The 18362-nt window shown below is 66.3% G+C and carries 12 protein-coding genes; 6 read left to right on the top strand and 6 right to left on the bottom strand.

The features are described from left to right. Window positions 1-39 precede the first annotated feature (39 nt). From IE191_RS01375 to IE191_RS01385, 3 genes are read left to right on the top strand one after another with little or no spacing between them, the layout of a single operon-like run. Window positions 40-3504, top strand: a complete 3465-nt coding sequence (locus IE191_RS01375; protein WP_229815018.1) for a glycosyl hydrolase 2 galactose-binding domain-containing protein — start codon at window positions 40-42, stop codon at window positions 3502-3504. Beyond that, window positions 3501-4997 carry a carboxylesterase/lipase family protein gene (locus tag IE191_RS01380; RefSeq protein ID WP_191322541.1) on the top strand — a complete coding sequence of 499 codons (1497 nt, stop codon included), beginning with the start codon at window positions 3501-3503 and terminating at the stop codon, window positions 4995-4997. Before IE191_RS01375 ends, IE191_RS01380 begins: the two co-directional genes overlap by 4 nt. Continuing rightward, complete coding sequence (locus tag IE191_RS01385) at window positions 4994-5755, top strand: GDSL-type esterase/lipase family protein (RefSeq protein ID WP_229815019.1); 762 nt, start codon at window positions 4994-4996, stop codon at window positions 5753-5755. Before IE191_RS01380 ends, IE191_RS01385 begins: the two co-directional genes overlap by 4 nt. Here the strand turns inward: IE191_RS01385 and IE191_RS01390 are convergent. Beyond that, window positions 5748-6824, bottom strand: coding sequence for a zinc-binding metallopeptidase family protein (locus IE191_RS01390; protein ID WP_191322542.1), 1077 nt, complete (start codon window positions 6822-6824; stop codon window positions 5748-5750). The genes IE191_RS01385 and IE191_RS01390 overlap by 8 nt on opposite strands. A gap of 167 nt (window positions 6825-6991) precedes the next feature. On the opposite strand from IE191_RS01390, the gene IE191_RS01395 reads away from it, so the two are divergent. Both IE191_RS01395 and IE191_RS01400 read left to right on the top strand, forming a co-directional pair. Next, entirely contained in the window at window positions 6992-7252 is a 261-nt protein-coding gene (locus tag IE191_RS01395) for a hypothetical protein (protein ID WP_191322543.1), read from the top strand. 134 nt (window positions 7253-7386) lie between these two features. Beyond that, window positions 7387-7569 carry a hypothetical protein gene (locus tag IE191_RS01400; protein WP_191322544.1) on the top strand — a complete coding sequence of 61 codons (183 nt, stop codon included), beginning with the start codon at window positions 7387-7389 and terminating at the stop codon, window positions 7567-7569. A 148-nt stretch (window positions 7570-7717) separates the two neighbouring features. Here IE191_RS01400 and IE191_RS01405 read toward each other — a convergent pair whose 3' ends face one another. Genes IE191_RS01405 through IE191_RS01415 form a run of 3 tightly spaced genes read right to left on the bottom strand, consistent with a single transcriptional unit; the run spans window position 7718 to window position 12004 of the window. Next, a complete protein-coding gene (locus IE191_RS01405) occupies window positions 7718-9979 on the bottom strand; it encodes a CHASE2 domain-containing protein (protein ID WP_229815020.1) in 2262 nt (753 codons plus the stop codon). Beyond that, complete coding sequence (locus tag IE191_RS01410) at window positions 9976-11316, bottom strand: FecR family protein (RefSeq protein WP_229815021.1); 1341 nt, start codon at window positions 11314-11316, stop codon at window positions 9976-9978. The genes IE191_RS01405 and IE191_RS01410 overlap by 4 nt, the downstream gene beginning before the upstream one ends. A 1-nt stretch (window position 11317) precedes the next feature. Next, entirely contained in the window at window positions 11318-12004 is a 687-nt protein-coding gene (locus IE191_RS01415; RefSeq protein WP_191322545.1) for a response regulator transcription factor, read from the bottom strand. A 238-nt stretch (window positions 12005-12242) separates the two neighbouring features. On the opposite strand from IE191_RS01415, the gene IE191_RS01420 reads away from it, so the two are divergent. After that, window positions 12243-13736 (top strand): PAS domain-containing protein, encoded by a 1494-nt coding sequence (locus IE191_RS01420; RefSeq protein ID WP_191322546.1) that lies wholly within the window; start codon window positions 12243-12245, stop codon window positions 13734-13736. Here IE191_RS01420 and IE191_RS01425 read toward each other — a convergent pair. Further along, entirely contained in the window at window positions 13699-15249 is a 1551-nt protein-coding gene (locus tag IE191_RS01425) for a tryptophan halogenase family protein (RefSeq protein ID WP_191322547.1), read from the bottom strand. The two genes, IE191_RS01420 and IE191_RS01425, sit on opposite strands and share 38 nt — an antisense overlap. A gap of 98 nt (window positions 15250-15347) precedes the next feature. Further along, a complete protein-coding gene (locus tag IE191_RS01430) occupies window positions 15348-18191 on the bottom strand; it encodes a TonB-dependent receptor (RefSeq protein ID WP_191322548.1) in 2844 nt (947 codons plus the stop codon). Between the last annotated feature and the right edge of the window lie 171 nt (window positions 18192-18362).

An 18362-nucleotide genomic window follows, 5' to 3' on the forward strand; every position in this document is an offset into this window, starting at 1 on the left:
CACCATGCCATACACCGGCGCAAACGCCCGGCCAAGCGGGTGACGCGCGGATTTGGAGAGGGACATTCGATGCGCTTTGCCACCAGCTTGCTTGCCGCCACGATTCTGGGTGGGATGACAGCCCCGCTCGCGGGCGCTGCGCCGGTTGCCAATGGCGGCCCGTGGAACGCGGCCGTGATGCAGGGCGGGATCGGCATCGCCCGTGACGTGCCGGCCGATGCGCCGGTTCTGGCAGCCCGTGCCCCCACCGGCTTTGCCGCTTGGGTTCGGCCACAGGCGGTGCAGCCGGGCAGCGTGGTTCTGCTCGCGATTGGCGATACGGCTGGCGGCGTTTCGCGCGCCCTGCTGCTTGTCGATGGCAAGCCGGCGCTGCGCGTTGGCGGGGCGACACTGGTGGCGCCGCGCGCGCTGGCTGCGGGGCGGTTTACCCACCTGGCGGCGAGCTGGAATGGTAGCGAAGGCGTGATCTATGTCGATGGGCAGGAAGTGGCGCGCAGCGCCGTGCCCGATGCCGGGGCCTTGGCGCCCCGCCTGGCCGTGGCCCCGGCGCTGCCGGGCCTGGGGCATTTCGGCGGCGACCTGGTCGATGCGCGGATCGAGGATGGCGCCCTGCCCGCCCCGGCAGTTCAGGCCCTGGTCGCGGCCAAACCCGATTTCGACCTGGTGCAGATGTGGCACGTCGGCGTGGGCTGGGAATTCCAGAAGACCGCCAACACGGGTTATTGGCGCCAGCAGGATCCCTGGACCCTGCCCCAGGCCAAGGGCGGGTTTTCCGCCCCGGTGGCCAAGCCGGCGCCCACGGCCCCGGCGGTGCAACCGCTGGCCGAGGGGCTGTGGCGCATCAACGGCTGGCAACTGGCCGGTGCGCCCGATGTGCCGGGCGCCGATGGCGCCGCGCTGTCGCAACCCGGCAACCCCAAGGGCCTGTGGCGCGCCGCCACGGTGCCGGGCACGGTGCTGACGACGCTGGTCGATCGCGGGGTCTATCCCGATCCCTATTACGGCCTCAACAACATGCGCATTCCCGAAAGCCTGGCGCGGCAGGACTGGTGGTATCGCACCAGCTTCACGGTGCCGGCCGATGCGGCGGGCAAGCGCCTGGCGCTGCGCTTCAACGGCATCAACTATGCCGCCGAGATCTGGGTCAACGGCAAGAAGCTGGGCCAGACCAAGGGCGCCTTTGCCCGTGGCGAATTCACCCTGGTGCCGGTGGCAGGCGAAAACGTGATCGCGGTGAAAGTCTCGCCGCCGCCGCATCCGGGCATTCCGCACGAGCAGTCGATCGCGGCGGGCGTTGGCGAGAACGGCGGGCAACTGGCGATCGATGGCCCCACGTTCGTCGCCACCGAAGGCTGGGACTGGATCCCCGGCATCCGTGACCGCGACACCGGGTTGTGGCAGGACGTGCAGCTTGCCGCGCGGGGCGACGTGCGCCTGCTCGACAGCCAGGTGGTGACCGACCTGCCGCTGCCGCGCACCGACAGCGCTGACGTATTGATCACCGTGCCGCTGCGCAACGATGCCGATGCCCCGCGCACCGTCACCGTGCGCGCCGCGTTCGACAACGTGACCGTGGAGCGCACGATCACGCTGACGCCGGGCGAAGGCGAAGTGCGCTTCACCCCTGCCGATTTCCCGCAACTGCACGTCAAGAATCCCAAGCTGTGGTGGCCCAACGGCTATGGCGAGCAGGCGCTGCATCCGCTGCATCTGACGGCCACGGTGGATGGCGCGGTGTCGGACCGGGCGGAAACCCGCTTCGGCATCCGCGAAGTGTCGTACGATCTTTCGCTGATGGACCATGCCGGCGCGCTGCGCCGGGTGAACGTGCAGCCCACCGACGGCCGCCTCGCCGGGCAAAAGCTGATCGACGTGCGCCACGAGGCGATCAAGGAAACCCCACGCGGCTGGGTGGAATCGCTGACGGCAGCGGGCGAGACTTCGCCCGCCGTGCAACCGCTGGGCGCGGCGGACACCCTGCCCGAACCGCACCTGACGATCCGCGTCAACGGCGTGAAGATCGCCGCGCGCGGCGGTAGCTGGGGCATGGACGATGCGATGAAGCGCGTCTCGCGCGCGAGGATGGAGCCGGCGTTCCGCCTGCACAAGGAAGCCCACCTCAACATCATCCGCAACTGGATGGGCACCAGCACCGAGCCGGAATTCTACGACCTGGCCGACGAATACGGCATGATGGTGCTGAACGATTTCTGGCAATCGACCCAGAATTTCCAGGTGGAGCCGCAGGATCCGCAACTGTTCCTGGCCAATGCCGAGGACGTGGTGAAGCGCTATCGCAACCACCCCTCGATCATCATCTGGTTCGGCCGCAACGAAGGCGTGCCCTACCCCACGCTGAACGAAGGGCTGGACGACCTGCTGTTCAAGCTGGACGGCACTCGCTGGTACACCGGCAGTTCCAACACGGTGAACCTGCAAGGCTCCGGGCCTTACAACTATCGCCAGCCGGAAGGCTATTTCACCGATCTCGCCACCGGGTTCTCGGTGGAAACCGGCACCCCCTCGCTCGCCACGGCAGCGGCCATTGCGCAATACGTGCCCGAGGCGGATCGCTGGCCGCTGAGCGATACGCTGGCCTATCACGACTGGCATTTCTCCGGCAACGGCGACACCAAGACGTTCATGGCCAGCCTCGACCGCCGCTTTGGCGCGGCCACCAGCTTTGCCGATTTCGAGCGCAAGGCGCAGATGATGAACCTGGAAACCCACCAGGCGATGATCGAGGGTTTCCTCGGCCACCTCTGGACCAAGAACAGCGGGCGCCTGTTCTGGATGACGCATCCGGCCTGGCCGTCCAACGCCTGGCAGATCTACAGCTCTGACTTCGATACCCACGCGGCCTATTACGGGGCCCAGCGCGCCGCCCGGCCACTGCATGCCCAGCTCAACCTGCCCGACAATGCGCTGGTGCTGGTCAACACCACGCAGCAGGATGCCAGGGGCCTGACCGTGGCCAGCACGGTGACCGACCTTGCGGGCAAGGTGCTGTTCACGCGGACCGACCGGACCGATGCCCTCGCCAACCGCGACACCACGCTCAAGGCGCTGCCGCTTGATGCGATCTTTGCCCGCGATCCCATGGTGCTGGTCAGCCTCAAGATCACCGATCGCTCCGGCAAAGCCGTAAACGATACGGTCTATTGGCGCGGCAAGGACGAAGCTGCCTATCGCGCGCTCAACGCCATGGCGCCTGCGCCGCTTGGGCTGGCCGCCGCATCCACCTCCGCAGAAGGCGGGGAGCGCCAGGCCACCATTACGCTGACCAACCATGGCAGCACCCCCGCGCTCAATGCCCGCGCGACGCTGGTCGATGCGGCCGGCCAGCGCATCCTGCCCGCCTATTACAGCGACAACTATGTCGCCGTGATGCCCGGCGAAACCCGCACGATCACGGTGCGTTGGCCCGCGACTGCCGGCACTGCTGCGGCCGTCATGCTGGAAGGCTGGAACGTGCCGGCCGCGCGCGCCGGGCTGGCGCAATGAGCCGCCTCACCTGGCGGGCCGCGCTGGCTCGCACCCTGGCGGCCGCGCTGACGCTTGGCGCCAGCCCGGCCCTGGCGGCACCGGCGCCGGGCGGGCCTGTCGCGCAAAGCGCCAGCGGGCCGCTGCTTGGCTCGGCCGACGCGGACGGCGTGCTGCGCTTTCGCGCCATTCCCTATGCCGCGCCGCCGCTTGGCGCACTGCGCTGGCAGCCGCCACAGCCGCCTGCGCCATGGAAAGCGCCGCGCGATGCCACGCACGAGGGGGCCTCGTGCCTCCAGAACGACTATGGCTGGAACCATGCCGACTATGTGCGCGGCAGCGAGGATTGCCTGACGCTGGACGTGGCCACGACCGCACTGTCGGGCAAGCGGCCGGTGATGGTGTGGATCCATGGCGGCAGCAATCGCGCCGGATCGGCGGGCGGCACCGTGCTGGGCGATCTGGCCAAGCAGGACGTGGTGGTGGTCGCCATCCAGTATCGTCTGGGGCTGTTCGGCTTCCTGCCGCACCGCGCCTTGGCGGCCGAGCGGCACGGCCAGACCGGCAATTACGGCCTGATGGACCAAATCGCCGCGCTGCGTTGGATCAAGGCCAACATCGCGCGCTTTGGCGGTGATCCCGACAAGGTGATGATCTTTGGCGAAAGCGCCGGGGCCGAGGATGTCGGCTACTTGCTGGCCAGCCCACAGACGCCGAGCCTGTTTGCCGCCGCCGCCCTGCAAAGTGGCACGCCCGGCTTTGGCCTACCGCCCCGTCCACTGGATGAAGCACTGCGCCTGGGCGACCAGCTCGACGCCGTGCTGGGCACCGATGGCAGCGTGGCACCACTGCGCGCGGCCTCTGCCCATGCCCTGCTCGAAGCGGACAAGGCGCTGCACGACAGCGCCCTGGAAAGCGACGATTTCCTGTGGCTACGCACCACGATAGACGGTGCGGTCCTGCCCGATGCACCCGAGGCCTTGCTGGCAAAGGCACCCGCCCGCCCGGTGATCGTCGGCTCCAACCGCGCAGAATTCGGCCTGCCCGGCGGGCGGGCCCACCGCGATGCCAACGTGGCCCTGGCCTTTGGTCCGCACGAGGCGGAGGCGCGCGCGTTCTACAAGCTGGACCAGCCCGATCCGGCGGAAGACCCGCGCCTGGGCAGCCGCGACTTGCGCATTGCCACCGACATCCTGTTCCGTTGTCCGGCGGGGCGCCTGGCCGATCTGCTGGCCGCGCAGGGCTGGCCGGTGTGGCGCTATGAGCTGGACCTGGCCCCTGGCGGCGCGCGCAGCTTCCACGGTTCCGACATCACCTATACCCTGGGCAGCACGCCCCTGCCCGATGGCCGCTCGTTGCGCGCGCAGTGGCTCTCGCTGGCCCGCACCGGCGCGCCCCTGGCCGATTGGCCGGCCTATGCGCCGGGCCGCCGCACCCTTTCCCTCACGCCCCAGGGCACCAGCACGGTCCAGGCCCTGGCAGACACCCCTTGCCGCTGGAGCCGCTACCTGTGACCCATCCCGCCGATCGCCGCCGTATCCTGGCCCTGATGGCTGCTGCGCCGCTGGGCGTTGCCGGTGCGGCAAGCGCTGCCCGGGCAGCCGACGCGCCTCCCGCGCCTGCCGGCCTCAGCGAAGAGGAACGCCGCCGGCTCACCGATTTTCCCTGGCTCGCCCGCTATGCCGATGACAACGCCCGCGTCCTTGCCGCCGGCAAGCCGGTGACGCTGGTGTTCATGGGGGACAGCATCACCCAGGGCTGGCCGGACAAGCGTCCCGCGTTCTTTGCCCAGGGTGGCCGCGTCGGGCGCGGCATCGGCGGGCAGACCACGCCGCAGATGGTGCTGCGGATGATGGCCGACGTGATCGCGCTGCGCCCGCGCGCCGTGCACATCATGGCCGGCACCAACGACATCGCCGGCAATACCGGCCCGATGACCGCCCAGCAGACGCACGACAATCTGGCGGCCATGGCCACGCTGGCCAAGGCCAACGGCATCGCCGTCCTGCTCGCCTCCGTCCCGCCGGCCGCGCGCTATCCCTGGCGCCCCGGCCTCGACACGGTGACGCCGATCGCGGCGGTCAACCAGTGGCTGGCTACCTATGCGGCCGAGCACGGGCACACTTTCGTCGATTACCACACCGCCTTGCAGGATGGCGCGGGCGGGATGCGCCCCGGCCTTGCCTATGATGGCGTGCACCCAACCGAAGCGGGCTATGCAACGATGGAGCAGGTGCTCGAACCGATGCTGGCCGCCAAGGGGCTTAGCTGACGCGCGCAGCCGCCGCCGTTTGCTGGATGAAGGCAAGCTTGGCCACGATCGCGTCGGACAAGTGGAATGGGTAGAGATCGGCCTGTCCCATGGCGCGGTTCACGGCGTTCATGGCGAACGAGACCGGCGCCATTTCCGCCGCCAGCGCCTGGGCATCGGCGCGGTAGGGATCGAATTCCACGGCCACCTGCCCGTCACCATCACTGCCACCGAACGCTGTGAGCGAGAGGTCGAAGCCGCGCGCCGTGGCCAGCACGTCGACGATGTGAAGGTAGTGGGCAAAGGTTTCAGCAAAATCCTCCCACGGGTGGCTCGTCGCATAGGCGCTGACGAAGTCCTCGGTCCAGGGCTGCGCCCCGCCGCTGTAGTGGGCGGCCAGCGCTTCGCCATAATCCGCGCGCTCGTCTCCGAACAGCGCGCGGAACGCTTCCAGCCTGGGCTCGTCGATGGCCACCAGGCGCGACCAGAAGTGGTGCCCCACTTCGTGGCGGAAGTGGCCGAGCAGCGTGCGATACGGCTCGCCCATGTCGAGCCGCACGCGCTCGCGATGGGCATCGTCGGCCTCGGCCACATCCAGCGTGATCAGTCCCTCGTCATGCCCGGTCACGATCTTCTTCGCCCCGCCCTGCACGGCGGCCGGATCGTAGAGAAAGTCGAACGCCAGGCCCTGGGCGGTGGGGGTCTCTTCCGCCTTGGTTTCCAGCGGCAGGCCCAAGCGGATCAGGGTGTGGAACAGGCGCCGCTTGGCTTCTTCCACTTTGCCCCACAAGGCCGGCACCGCCGGATCGGCCAGATCGGGAATTGTGCGGTTGTGGCGGCAGGCGCGGCACATCCCGCCCGGCGCATCGCGCGTGGTCAGCCAGTTGCAGATGCCGAAATCATTGTTGTTGGCGCAGACCACCAGATGAGCCGGATCGTCGTTGCGATCCTTCCACGTGGTGCCCTCGTCGGCCAGATGGCGAAAGCGGTCGATCGCTGGATCATAACCCAGCGTGGCAGCGCAATCGGGGCAGACCCGCACTTCAAAATGGTTGAGGCGCAGGCAGTTGGGGCAGGCGAACGGGCGCATGGCTGGCTCCGGTGGTCGCGGGGAATGGATGGACGAAAGCGGGAGCCAAGAAGGCTTGCCTCGCCACTACGCCGCACCGCCCGTTGCGGTTCCGCGAAAATCCACCCGGCTCCAGACGCGCGCGACCGGTTGCGATCGCGCGCACCCTTGGGCAAAAGGCCGCCGCGATGAAAAAGAAACGCCGCTATCTTACCGCCACGATGCCCGATGGATACGTCAAGACCATCGGACCGACCACCGATGGCTTTACCCATTATTGGCGCATCGTGGCCGAACTGGAAAACGGCAAGACCGAAGTGTTCTGGGGCCACACCCGCTCGCTGGCCGAGGCCCGGCGCAAGGAAGCCCCGGCGCGGGACGCAGCCCGCGCCCGCGGCTGGAAAAGCCACGTCTTCGAAATCGTCGAACTGGTCGAAACGTCCGCGTGAAAGCCTCCCTCACCCCCGATGTCTCGTGTTCGGATGTGATTGGCCCCTGAATGATCCGAAATTGACATTCCTTTACAGGCGCAGGTTCCGACGATGTGCGATGGCGGTAACGCAATCGTATCGGGGTATCGCTCGTGAGCATCAACATCCACAGCACGGAATGGCAGACTTTGGCCTGGACGCACCCGCGCTGGGAGGCACCGCGCGAAATTCCGGCGCCGGTGCCAAACGGCCGCAAGCTCGCCTGCATTCTGGCACTCAATTCGGCTCTTTGGAGCGCGGTTGTGGTCGCGGCCTGGATTGCCGCCCACCACTGATTGCTCTCCCATCATCGATCATTCTGCGGACCTCGTGCTGAGGCACGATCGGCTCCGGAATTTTTGCAATAGACTGGATCATTACCCCGGACCACGGGTTGCCCGGGTTGAAACCCTGCCAGCTTTGTTGGTCATACTGGGGCCGATGCTACCCCTTGATCGGCAGCGCCAGGGTAAACGTCGTGCCCTGCCCCGGCTCGGTCTCGCACCCGATCACGCCATGGTGGCGCACCATCACCGTATGCACGAAACTCAGCCCAAGGCCTGCGCCGCTTGTCTTGGGGCCGAGCCCCACAGGGCCTCGCGCGAAGCGCTCGAACATGCGGGAGCGCAAGTCCGCATCCATCCCGCAGCCCTGATCGGCAATGGCGCAAAGGCCCCAGGTAATGCCATCTGCACGGACTTCGCGCGTGAGCGTGCAGGTAATGCGCGTACCATCGGGACTGTATTTGATGGCATTGCCGATCACGTTGACTAGGGCACGGGTCAACAGCGAGCGTTCGCCCAGCACGAGCATCTGCTCATCGCCATGCGTGACGATCTCGATCCTCTTGGCGTGGGATTGCGGCCAGAGATCGTCGATCGCATCGATCAGCATGTCGCCCAGATCGACTTCTTCCAGCGTGTATTCCAGGTATTCGGCGCGCGCGAGTTGCACGAAGCCGTCGGCCAGGCGCAGCGTGCGCTCGGCATAATGGCGGATGGCGCTGGCTTCCACTGGGGCGATGCGATCGGGTGAGGCGGTTTCGAGCACGGCAAGGATCGAGGCCTGGGGCGAGCGCATGTCGTGCGTGAGCAGTTGCACCACGTCGTCGCGCTGGCGCTGCGCGGCCTTGGCCTCGCTGATATCGACCAGGCGCATGATCCACCCGGCGCGCTGCCCATCGGCCTGGGTCTGCGGGGCAATGCCGACGAGGTAGAAGTGCGCCTGATCGCGCTGCACCTCGTGCGTTGCCGGCTCATCGGCATACAGCGGAAAGGGCACCGGGTTGCCGCTGCCGACCAGGCGCACCGCCGCGAGCAAATCCTGCGCACGGGTCGCGCCTGGCTCGATCGCAAGCCCGAACCCGGCAAACAGCCGATGCGCTGCGGCGTTAGCCAGGACGATGCGGCCCGCCAGGTCGGCCACCACGGTGGCGTCGGGCAACTGGTCCAGGCGATCGGCGGCGAAATGACGCATCTCGCGGTTGCGGGCGATCGCCGCATGCAACAAGGCGATCGTGCCCGCCACTCCCCGCTTGGCCGAACCGCGCAACGACACCCGTGGCAAAAGCGAGGGTTCCTGCTCCAGCCGAAGCAGTTGCGCCCGCATGAACTGCTCGATCACGGCAAGCTGGCGCCAGCCCCATAGCGGATAGGCCACGGCCAGCCCGGCCAGCGCGGCACCGGGCGGCAGCCACAGCCACAGCCCGGAGGCCAGCAGGCACAGTGCCGTCACCGCAATGACCGTTGCGGCACAGACCAGGAAGACAACCAACGCCGGTGCGCGCCGCCACGGCCCCAGACCGATCATCAGCACGACCAGCGGCAAAAGGCCGAGCGCCAGGCGCGCGGGCAGGCTGGCCGGGCGGATCAGCGAATGCCCCATCAGCGCCTGAAGCAGATTTGCTTCGATCTCCAGGCCGGACATGACGCGCCCGGTTGGCGTGGGATAGCGGCTGCCCAAACCGGTTGCCGTGGCCCCTACCAGCACCACCCGATCGCGCAGCAGTTCGGGCGGCACCTGCCCGGCGAGCACGGCAGCGGCAGACACTTCCGACCAGTGCCGGCCAGCAGCGCCAAACGGGATGAGCCGCGCGCCGACCGGCATGGATGAGGGATGATCCTGCTGCCCAAGCGCGGCTCGCGCGGTCAAGGCCATCAGGTGTTGCGCTTGGCCGCCCGGGCCGGCTCCGACTTGGGCCGAGCGCACCACGCCATCGGGATCGGGGTCGATCGTGGCATAGCCGATGCCCGTGGCCGCCTCGCGCACTGGCTCGATGGGCAGTACTGGCGCCGCCGCTGCGCCCGCAGGGGTAGGCATCGGTGGCAGCATCGGCAAGAAGATCGGCCCGGCCGCGGCGATGGACGCGCCCAGTGCGGCATCGGTCACCGGATCGCCCGGCTCGGTGAACAGCACATCATAGGCAATCGCGCGTGGCTGCCCGGCCTTGATCCGATCGATCAGCGCGGCGTGGATCGCCCGGTTCCATGGCCAGCGCCCGATCCGCGCGATGCTCTCATCATCGATCTCCACCAGCAACACCGACTGGCCCGGCGACGCCGCACCAAGCTGAAGCAGGCGATCGTAGACCGCGTTGTCGAGCCGCAGCATGGTGTGGTCCATGGTCAGAACCACGACCATCACGCTTGCCGCCACCAGGATCAGCCACCACTGCGTACGCAGCTTGAGCTGATGGCCCAGGCTCACCAGGATGCCTCGATCCGCACGTCCTGATAGTCGCTCCAATGCGACACGGGCTTGCCGTCGACCATTTCTTCCATCAGCACGCGCCAGCGATAGCGGCCGGCAGGCAGCGCCAGGCCGACCAGGGCATGGCTGGTCAGGTCCGGCCGGTCGATCATCGGGCGCTCTTCCCGGCCGGGCTTGGCCAGTTGGAAGCGAAAGCGGGCCTGGCTGTCGTGTGCCGGGTCCCAGTGAAACACATATTGCCGCACCGGGCCGTTCCAGCTCTCTTCCACCGACAGGCGCAGGCTGTTTTCCAGGCGCCGTTCAAAGTCTGCGAGCGCCGGCTCCCCTTCCAGGCCGTGTTCGTCCACGCCCGTCGCGCGCACGAAGTAATGCCCATCAGGCAAGGCGGCAAACTGCGCGGCCGGATCGGTGGCAACGGTTTCGTCCAGCACCTTGAGGAACTGCGCGTCGGCCGCGATTTGCACGCGATAGGCGCGCGCGCCGGGCAAGGGCTGCCAGGCAAAGCGCAGGGCTTCCGCGGTTTGCGGCGCACCGGCCTCCACCAGGCGGGGCGGCGGCAACAACGCGACCGGCTCATCAAGGTCACTCGCCGAGCCGAAGCCGGCGGGCAGGACTTGCGCCGCGCGACCCTGGGGATCGAACCCCACCTTGCCTTCCAGCACTTCGCTGGTGGCGCGATGCGCATCGGCGTCATAGCCCATGCGGAACCGCGTGCCGCGCACCGAAGTCACCGCGCCCGGCGTGGCGAACTGGAATGTGCTGGCCGGATCGGTCATCGGCGTGACCGAGGCGCTGGCCCGGCCGCGCTCGATGGCGAACAAGCGCTCGACATGGCGATCGAGCACGACCTTGCGCAGGCGGCGCACGCGCACTGCCGATTGCGATGGCAGGGCAATGCTGGTGTCATCCGGCAAGGTCACTGTCACGAACGATTTCTGCCCGGTTTCCAGCAGCATGCCCTCGGTCACCGGCATGCCGGTGGCGGCCGGGCGGCCATCGATGCGCACCGCGCCACGCCAGCTCAGCACCGTACCGCGCACCGCTTCCTGCTTGAGCAGGACACGCGGGATCAGCAGGGTCTTGCCCACGGGCAGGCGCAGTGGATCGGCCACGCGGTTGAGCTGCTGCACCGTGCGATAGGTTTCCGGGCGGATCAGGTAATCGCTGGCCAGGCGGAACAGATTGTCGCCCGGACGCACCAGATAGCGCACCATGTCGCCGGGCGCCGGGGTAAGGAGCGGATTGTCGGCAGCCGAGGCGGCAAGTGCCGGTGCGCCGACCAGCAGCAGCGCCCCAGCCGATAGGGCGAGCAGCGCGGCGCGACGCTTGGCCATCTCAGGCCGCCAGCGCTTCAAGACGATATCCATAGGCATAGATCGGAACCAGCTTGAACCCGTTGCCGGGCCGCAGGTTGAGCTTGGTGCGGATGTTGGAGATATGCGCGTCGAGCGTGCGCGTAGGCAAGTCGGGATTGCGGCCCCACAGCGCCTCGAAGATGTAGGCGCGGGACAGCGCCCGGTGCATATTGCGAAACAGCAGGAGCGCCAGGGCGAATTCCTTGGCGGTGAGCGCCACGGCCTGGCCATCGAGTTCGACCGTATCCGCGCGGGTGTCGAACTTGTAGGGGCCGAACTGCTCCACCATCGGGCTGGCCGAGGGATAGGCACGGCGCCCCAAGGCGTTGACCCGTGCCTTGAGCACGGCCGGCGCCACCGGCTTGATCACGTAATCGTCGGCACCGGCGGAAAGCCCGGCGACGATGTCTTCCTCTGCCGAACGGCTGGTGAGCATCAGGGCCGGCGGCGGCACTTCCAGGTTGCCGCGTGTCCACTCGATGATCCCGAGGCCGGTCATCCCCGGCACGTTCCAGTCGAGGATCAGGAGATCGTAAGTGGTTCGATGCAAGGCGCGCGTGAGCACCTGTCCGTCCCCGAACACTTCGCAAGTGTGTCCCGCTTCGGCCAGGGTCATTTCCACCAACCCGGCCAAAGCCACGTCATCTTCCAAAATCGCTATGCGCACGGCGGCCCTTCTGCGCCCGCAATGCCGGGCGACCAATCGCCTCCATAGCAACGCCAGCGCGCATTGCGAGATAGCGCAAAATCCCTTTGCAATCTTTTACAGCGCGACCAAAGACGACCGAGGCAGCAAAAAAGCCCGTTTCGGGCCATTCCGGTCGTGCGCAAAGTCTGTCATATAGACGTGCACGGTGGGGAAATCGGCCCGAGCGGACCACAGTGCCCAATCTCAAGGACACGCCATGGACCGCCCCGAGTACCGAGTTCCCGCCACAGAAGACAGGGATCCGGATATCTTCAGCGCGGATGGCCGTCTCCACGGCCTGATCGGCGTTGCGCCCAACGCCTATATGATGCTTCGCCCCGATCTCGTGATCGTGGGATGCAACGATGCCTACATGGCAGCCGTGGGCCGCACGCGCGACACCTTCGTTGGCCACCCGTTGTTCGAGGCGTTTCCCGCCGATCCGCACAGCGAGAGCTATCGCCTGCTGCGCCACTCGATCGATCGCGTGTTGCACACGCTGGAAACCGACCACATCGCGTTCATTCCCTATGCAGTGGGCGAACCCGGCGAAGTGCCGACCATGCGCTATTGGAGCGCCACGCACGTCCCGATCCTGGGCAAGGACGGCGCGCTGCGCTATATCCTGCAACATACCGCAGACATCACCGCGCTGCTGAACGCCCCGGCGGACGCCAACCGGGGAGCCATTCTGGAGGCTGGCATCCTGATGCGGGCCAACCAGGTTCAGGCCGAAATCGAGCGCCTGCGCGATCTATTCGACCAATCACCCGGATTCGTGGCCATTCTCCACGGGCAGCGCCACGTGTTCGAAATCGCCAACACGGCCTATCGGCAACTGGTGGGAGACCGCCCGCTGCTTGGTCAGCCCGTCGGCGAAGCCTTGCCCGAAGTGGTGGCGCAGGGATTCATCGATCTGCTCGACCAGGTCTATCGCACCGGAGAGCCCTATATCGGCCGTGGCGTCTCGGTCATGCTGAAGGTTGCGCCAGACCTGCCCGAGGAAGAACGGTTTCTCGATTTCGCCTATCAGCCCTTGCGCGATGCCGATGGCGCGATCCAAGGCATTTTCGTGCAGGGCGTGGACGTGACGGAACAGGCGCGCACGGAAATGCGCATGGCCACGATCATGCGGGAAAGCGTGCATCGCATCAAGAACACGCTGGCCATGGCCCAGGCCGTGGTTTCGGCCACGCTGCGCAATGCCCAGGACCTGCCCAGCGCCCGCCGTGATATCCTGGCGCGGTTGAGCGTGCTGGCCGTAACCCAGCCCGCGCTGATCGAAGGCCGCCTCGCGCCGTCCGACGTGGCGCTGATCGCCATGGCGGTGATGAAGCTCCACATCGATCTGTTCGGGCGCGTCACCATGGAAGGCCCGAGCGCGGAGATCGAGCCTGCCGCCGCACAGGGCCTCGCCCTGATCCTCCACGAACTGGCGACCAACGCGGTCAAGTATGGCGCGCTGTCGCGCGATGACGGCGCGCTTTCGCTGACCTGGTCGGTGATCACCACCGAAAACCGCGTGGAGTTGCTGTGGCATGAAAGCGGCGGGCCGGCGGTGCGCCAGCCAGATCGCAAGGGCTTCGGCACGACGTTGATCGAACGCGCCCTGCCCCGCACCCGTGGGAACCGGGTGGACCTGTTCTTCGCGCCCGCAGGCGTGCAGTGCCGGATCAGCCTCGCCCTGCGGGCACCGGCCGATCCGGAGTAAGGGTGGGCGAGTTCAGCCCGACGACCTTTTCAAGATAGGCATCGTGGCTGGGCAGGCTTGCCAACGGGCGCGCCTTGATCCGCGCCAGATCGGCCAGTTGCGCCGCAAAGTCCTGCGCTGGCGTCTCTGCGGCCAGGGGGTGATGATCGACCGGTAGCACCCCCTGCCCGATCAGCACCTGCGCCCACGACGGCTCCATGAAGATATCGTACTGGTCCTGCACGAGCGTGCCATTGGCGCGGAACAGGGCAATCTTGCGCGCGAGGCGCTCCGGCACGGCCATGTTGCGCAGATCGCGCCACATCGCGGTGTCATGTCGATTGTTAACATGATAGTGCAAGATAATGAAATCGCGGATCAATTCCATCTCGATCCGGGACTGGCGATTATATTCGGCCACCAGTTCATCGGTGATGCCCTGGTGCGGAAACAGATGTAGCAGGCGGACAATGGCCGACTGGATCAAGTGAATGCTGGTCGACTCCAGCGGCTCAAGAAAGCCACTGGCCAGCCCCACGGCCACGACGTTGCGGTTCCACTGGCGCAGCGCCCGCCCGGTGCGGAACGTGATCAACCGCGGCTCGCCCAGCGCGGGGCTCTCGAGGTTGGCCATGAGCAAGGCGGCCGCCGCATCATCGGACAAGTGGCGGCTGCTGTAGACCAGGCCATTGCCGTTGCGATGCTGGAGCGGGATGCGCCATTGCCAGCCCGCACCATGGGCAATCGCACGGGTGAACGGCAGGGTCTGGGCAAACCGCTCTGACGGCACGGCCACGGCGCGGTCGCACGGCAGCCAATGGCTCCAGTCTTCATATCCGGTGCCAAGATGCTGCTGGATCAACACGCCGCGACTGCCCGAACAATCGATGAACAGGTCTCCGTGCACCACCCGGCCATCGCGCAGCACCAGCGCCGAAACATTGCCCACCCCGGCCATGCGCTGGACATCGGCCACCATGCCTTCGGTGCGGATCACGCCCCGCTGCTCGGCATAGCGCCGCAGGAAGCGCCCATAGAGCGCCGCGTCGAAATGGAAGGCATAGGGCATATCCCAGATCGGATCGTTGCCTTCGGTCGGAGCGAACTTGCCAGCTTGGGCGCAGAGGTAGTTGAGGTCGAAATCCCAATAGCTGCCCGGCAGCCCGAGTTTGCGGGCGCGTGTCCAGAAATGGTGGAACGCGGCGAACGCGGTGTTGCGCCCGGCGGTGCCAAACGTGTGGTAATAGGCGCTACCCTCTTCGCGCCAGTTTTCAAAGCGGATCGCCAGCTTGATCGTGGCGCGGGTCTCGCGCAGGAACTCGGCTTCGTCGATCCCCAGCACGGCGTTGAGCGTACGGATCGGCGGGATCGTCGCTTCCCCCACGCCGACAATGCCGATCTCTTCGGATTCAAGCAGTTCCACCGCCACGCGGCCGCCCAGCACGCGCGCGATCAGCGCGGCCGCCATCCAGCCGGCTGTGCCACCGCCGAGAATGACCACTTTGCGCACCCGCTGCCCGGCGTGATCGTGCATTGCCTTTTCCTCTCCCGCATCCCGGGTTTCCGGGCGGATGTGGCCCCGGCGATTTCCGCATCACCGCCGGGGCCGTCGGAGCCGTCCGCCCCGATCGATTAGAAGAACGAATACGTCAGGTTCAGCAAGACGTTGCGACCGAACGTTTCTACCCGCGTGACAAGCCCGCTGGCGGAGTCGGTATAGACGTCCTTCTGGTTGGTCAGGTTCTGGCCCTGCAACGAGATACGCAACCCCTTGAGGTATTCGATCCCCGTGTTCTTGAAATCATAGCCGATTTGCGCGTCTACCAGAGTCTCTCCGGCCCGGTTGACCGGCGAGATCGTGTTGCTGCCGCCGCGATCCTCGGAAAGATAGCCAGTGCGCTTGTTGAGCGATACGCGGGCGGAAAAGCCGCTCTTCTCGAAATAGCCAGTGAGCTTGTAGACGTATTTCGACAGGCCCGGCACCGCGCTGCCATCGTCGAGCGCACCATCGGTGTAGGCTGCGCCGCCGACCAGGCCCAGGCCATCGAGCGCAGGAGTCAACTGGCGCAGCGGCAGGCTGAATTGCAGTTCGACGCCCTTCACCTGGCCCTTCAGCCCGCCGCGATAGGTCGTGTTGAGGCCCTTGAACGTGGCGGGAGTGTAGATCGTGCTGCCATCGCTGCTCACCGCCTGGTGATAGCCGGGAATGTAGAACTGCGTGAAATCCCGGATCGTGGTGGTGGCGACGTTCCAGTTCACCAGATCCTTGTAGAACCCGGCCAGCGAAACGAAGCCGTCGGCAGCGAAATAGTATTCGTAGGACAAGTCCAACTGGTTGGCTTCATAGGGGCGCAATTCCGCGTTGCCGGACGTGGAAACCCATGGGCCGAGGCTGGGATCGGGATTGGTGACGTTGGCCACGTTGTTGCGAAACTTCACCGACGAGCCGGGATTGAGGTAATCGATCCGTGGCCGGCTGATCACCTTGGAGGCGGCAAAGCGCAGCGTCTGTCCACCGCCGAAATCGAAATTCAGATTGAGGCTGGGCAGGACGCGGGAATAGTTGGCGCCATCGGTGATCGGCGTGGCGATCACGAACTGGTTCGCGCCGACCACGGAGTTGTAGCCCGATCCGCGCTGGCGAGTGATCACCCCCTGCACCCCGACATTGCCGAACATCCGCGCGCCCGCAAACTGGTGCTCGAAATCCGCTTTCACGAACGGCTGCCAGACTTTTTCACGGATCACATAGGTATCGCCCATGCGATCGGGTTCCAGTTCGGCCGCCGAATAGCGGGTGTAGAAGTTGCTGTTGATCAAGGCGAGGGCATCATAGGCTACCACGTTGCCCAGCCCGGCCCAGTTCACATCGGCCGTGCCGCGCCGGGCGCTCTCGGGAATGGCGCCGTCGAGCGGATAAGTCTGAGCAGTAAGGAAATAGCCTTCGTTGGCCTTGGACTTCTTGTGATCGGACCAACGCACGCCGATGTTGAGGTGGGTGACCAGCGAATCCTCGAAGTCCTTCTGAACTTCAAAGCGCAAGGCATTGAGATTTTCGTCGAAAATGCCGGTATTGACGAACCCGTCCTGTGCCTGGGCAAAGCCGATCGGCTGGCCACTGGCGCCGATCACTGCGCTCTGGTTGAGTTGGCTGATCGGCGAGAGGCTGCCGCCCCAGGATTGCGGCCCGGCGAGGCGCACCACGTCATAATCGTTGAAGCTTTGCGAATTGTTGGAAAAGGTCAGGCCATTGCCGGAGTAGCTGTAGGTACGCAGGTTGTTGGGCCCCTGCGTGGTCAGGCCTGCGCGGCCGAGCCCGGAATAGCTTTCCGCGCGCGTATCGCGCTTGGTGCTTTCGGAATGCGACACGTCGAGCATCACGTGGAAATCCTGCGACGGTTCGTACTTGAGATTGCCGCCGAAGGTCTTGAGCTTGCCGCGCTTGTCGAGCGGATCGGTGCGCAAAACCGAATTGAACCCGGTGGTCCGGGCCGAGGTGATGGCCGTGGCATTGGAACTGATCACCGTGCTGCCGTCGGCCGCGATCGGCAGCGCCTCGATAAAGCCCCGCGAAATGCCGCGATCGGAAAAATCGATGTAGAGCGCATCGAACGTGGCGTGGAACACATCGGAAGGCTTGAACTCGATCACCCCGGCCAGCGTGTTCCGCTTGAGCACACGGGAGCGCGAGGAGATGTCGATGCCCGCAGGCGCATACTTGCCCGCATCGGGGCCAGAGGTGATCGCACCCTTGTCATAGCCCCAGACGCTGAAATACTGGTCCTGCGTAGGCGACGACGTGGTCGCGGCGGTCAGCGCCACGCCGATGGTGTCGTCGGCAAACTTGTCGCTAAACGACAGGGCGAGGCGATAGCCGCTGTCCTTGAAGTCGGGATTCTTGGACTTCATCGCGTTCTTTTCAAGCGTGCCGTTGGCCACCAGAGTGCGCTTGTGCTCCAGCGGGTGGATCGTGCGCAGGTCCACCGTGCCGCCCACGCCCATGGCGCTCAGATCGGCGCTGGGGGTCTTGTAGACCACGGCGCTATCGATGATTTCGGATGGATAGAGATCGTATTCGACGCCGCGGTTGTCGCCAATGCCGATCAGTTCACGCCCGTTCATGGTCGTGCCGACGAAATCCTCGCGGAAGCCGCGCACCGAGATGCCGCTCATGCGGCCCGCGCGCCGTTCGCCGGCAAGCCCGGACAGGCGACCGAGCGAGTCCGCCACGCTCGATTGCGGCAGCTTGCCGATATCTTCGGCCGCCAGGGCCTCGACCACCGAGGTGCTCTTCTGCTTGACCGCTTGCGCGCGTTCCAGGCTGGCGCGCATGCCGGTGACGACGATGGCCGGCTCCGCAGGTGTATCGGCTAGAGCCGCCGGTGTGGCGGTGTCGGTGGACTGTGCGCGTACCGGCGCGCCAGACAGCAAAGCGACGGCGGCGGTGGAACAGACCAATTTCATGCGCGTGTTCATGTGCGGATACCCCTCTCCCATGGATGCCCGGCCTTGTGGCGCGAGGCTGTGCTCTTGCGGCTTTGGCCCTTGTTACGCCCAGCCGCTGTGAGCACGCCAGCAATGCGCACAGGGGCAATCGATTGCAATTCGGTTTCATTCCGTTTGCACGTGCAAATTGCAGGCACCCTC

The sequence above is a fragment of the Novosphingobium pokkalii genome (genome assembly GCF_014652855.1).
In the GTDB taxonomy this organism is placed as follows: domain Bacteria; phylum Pseudomonadota; class Alphaproteobacteria; order Sphingomonadales; family Sphingomonadaceae; genus Novosphingobium; species Novosphingobium pokkalii.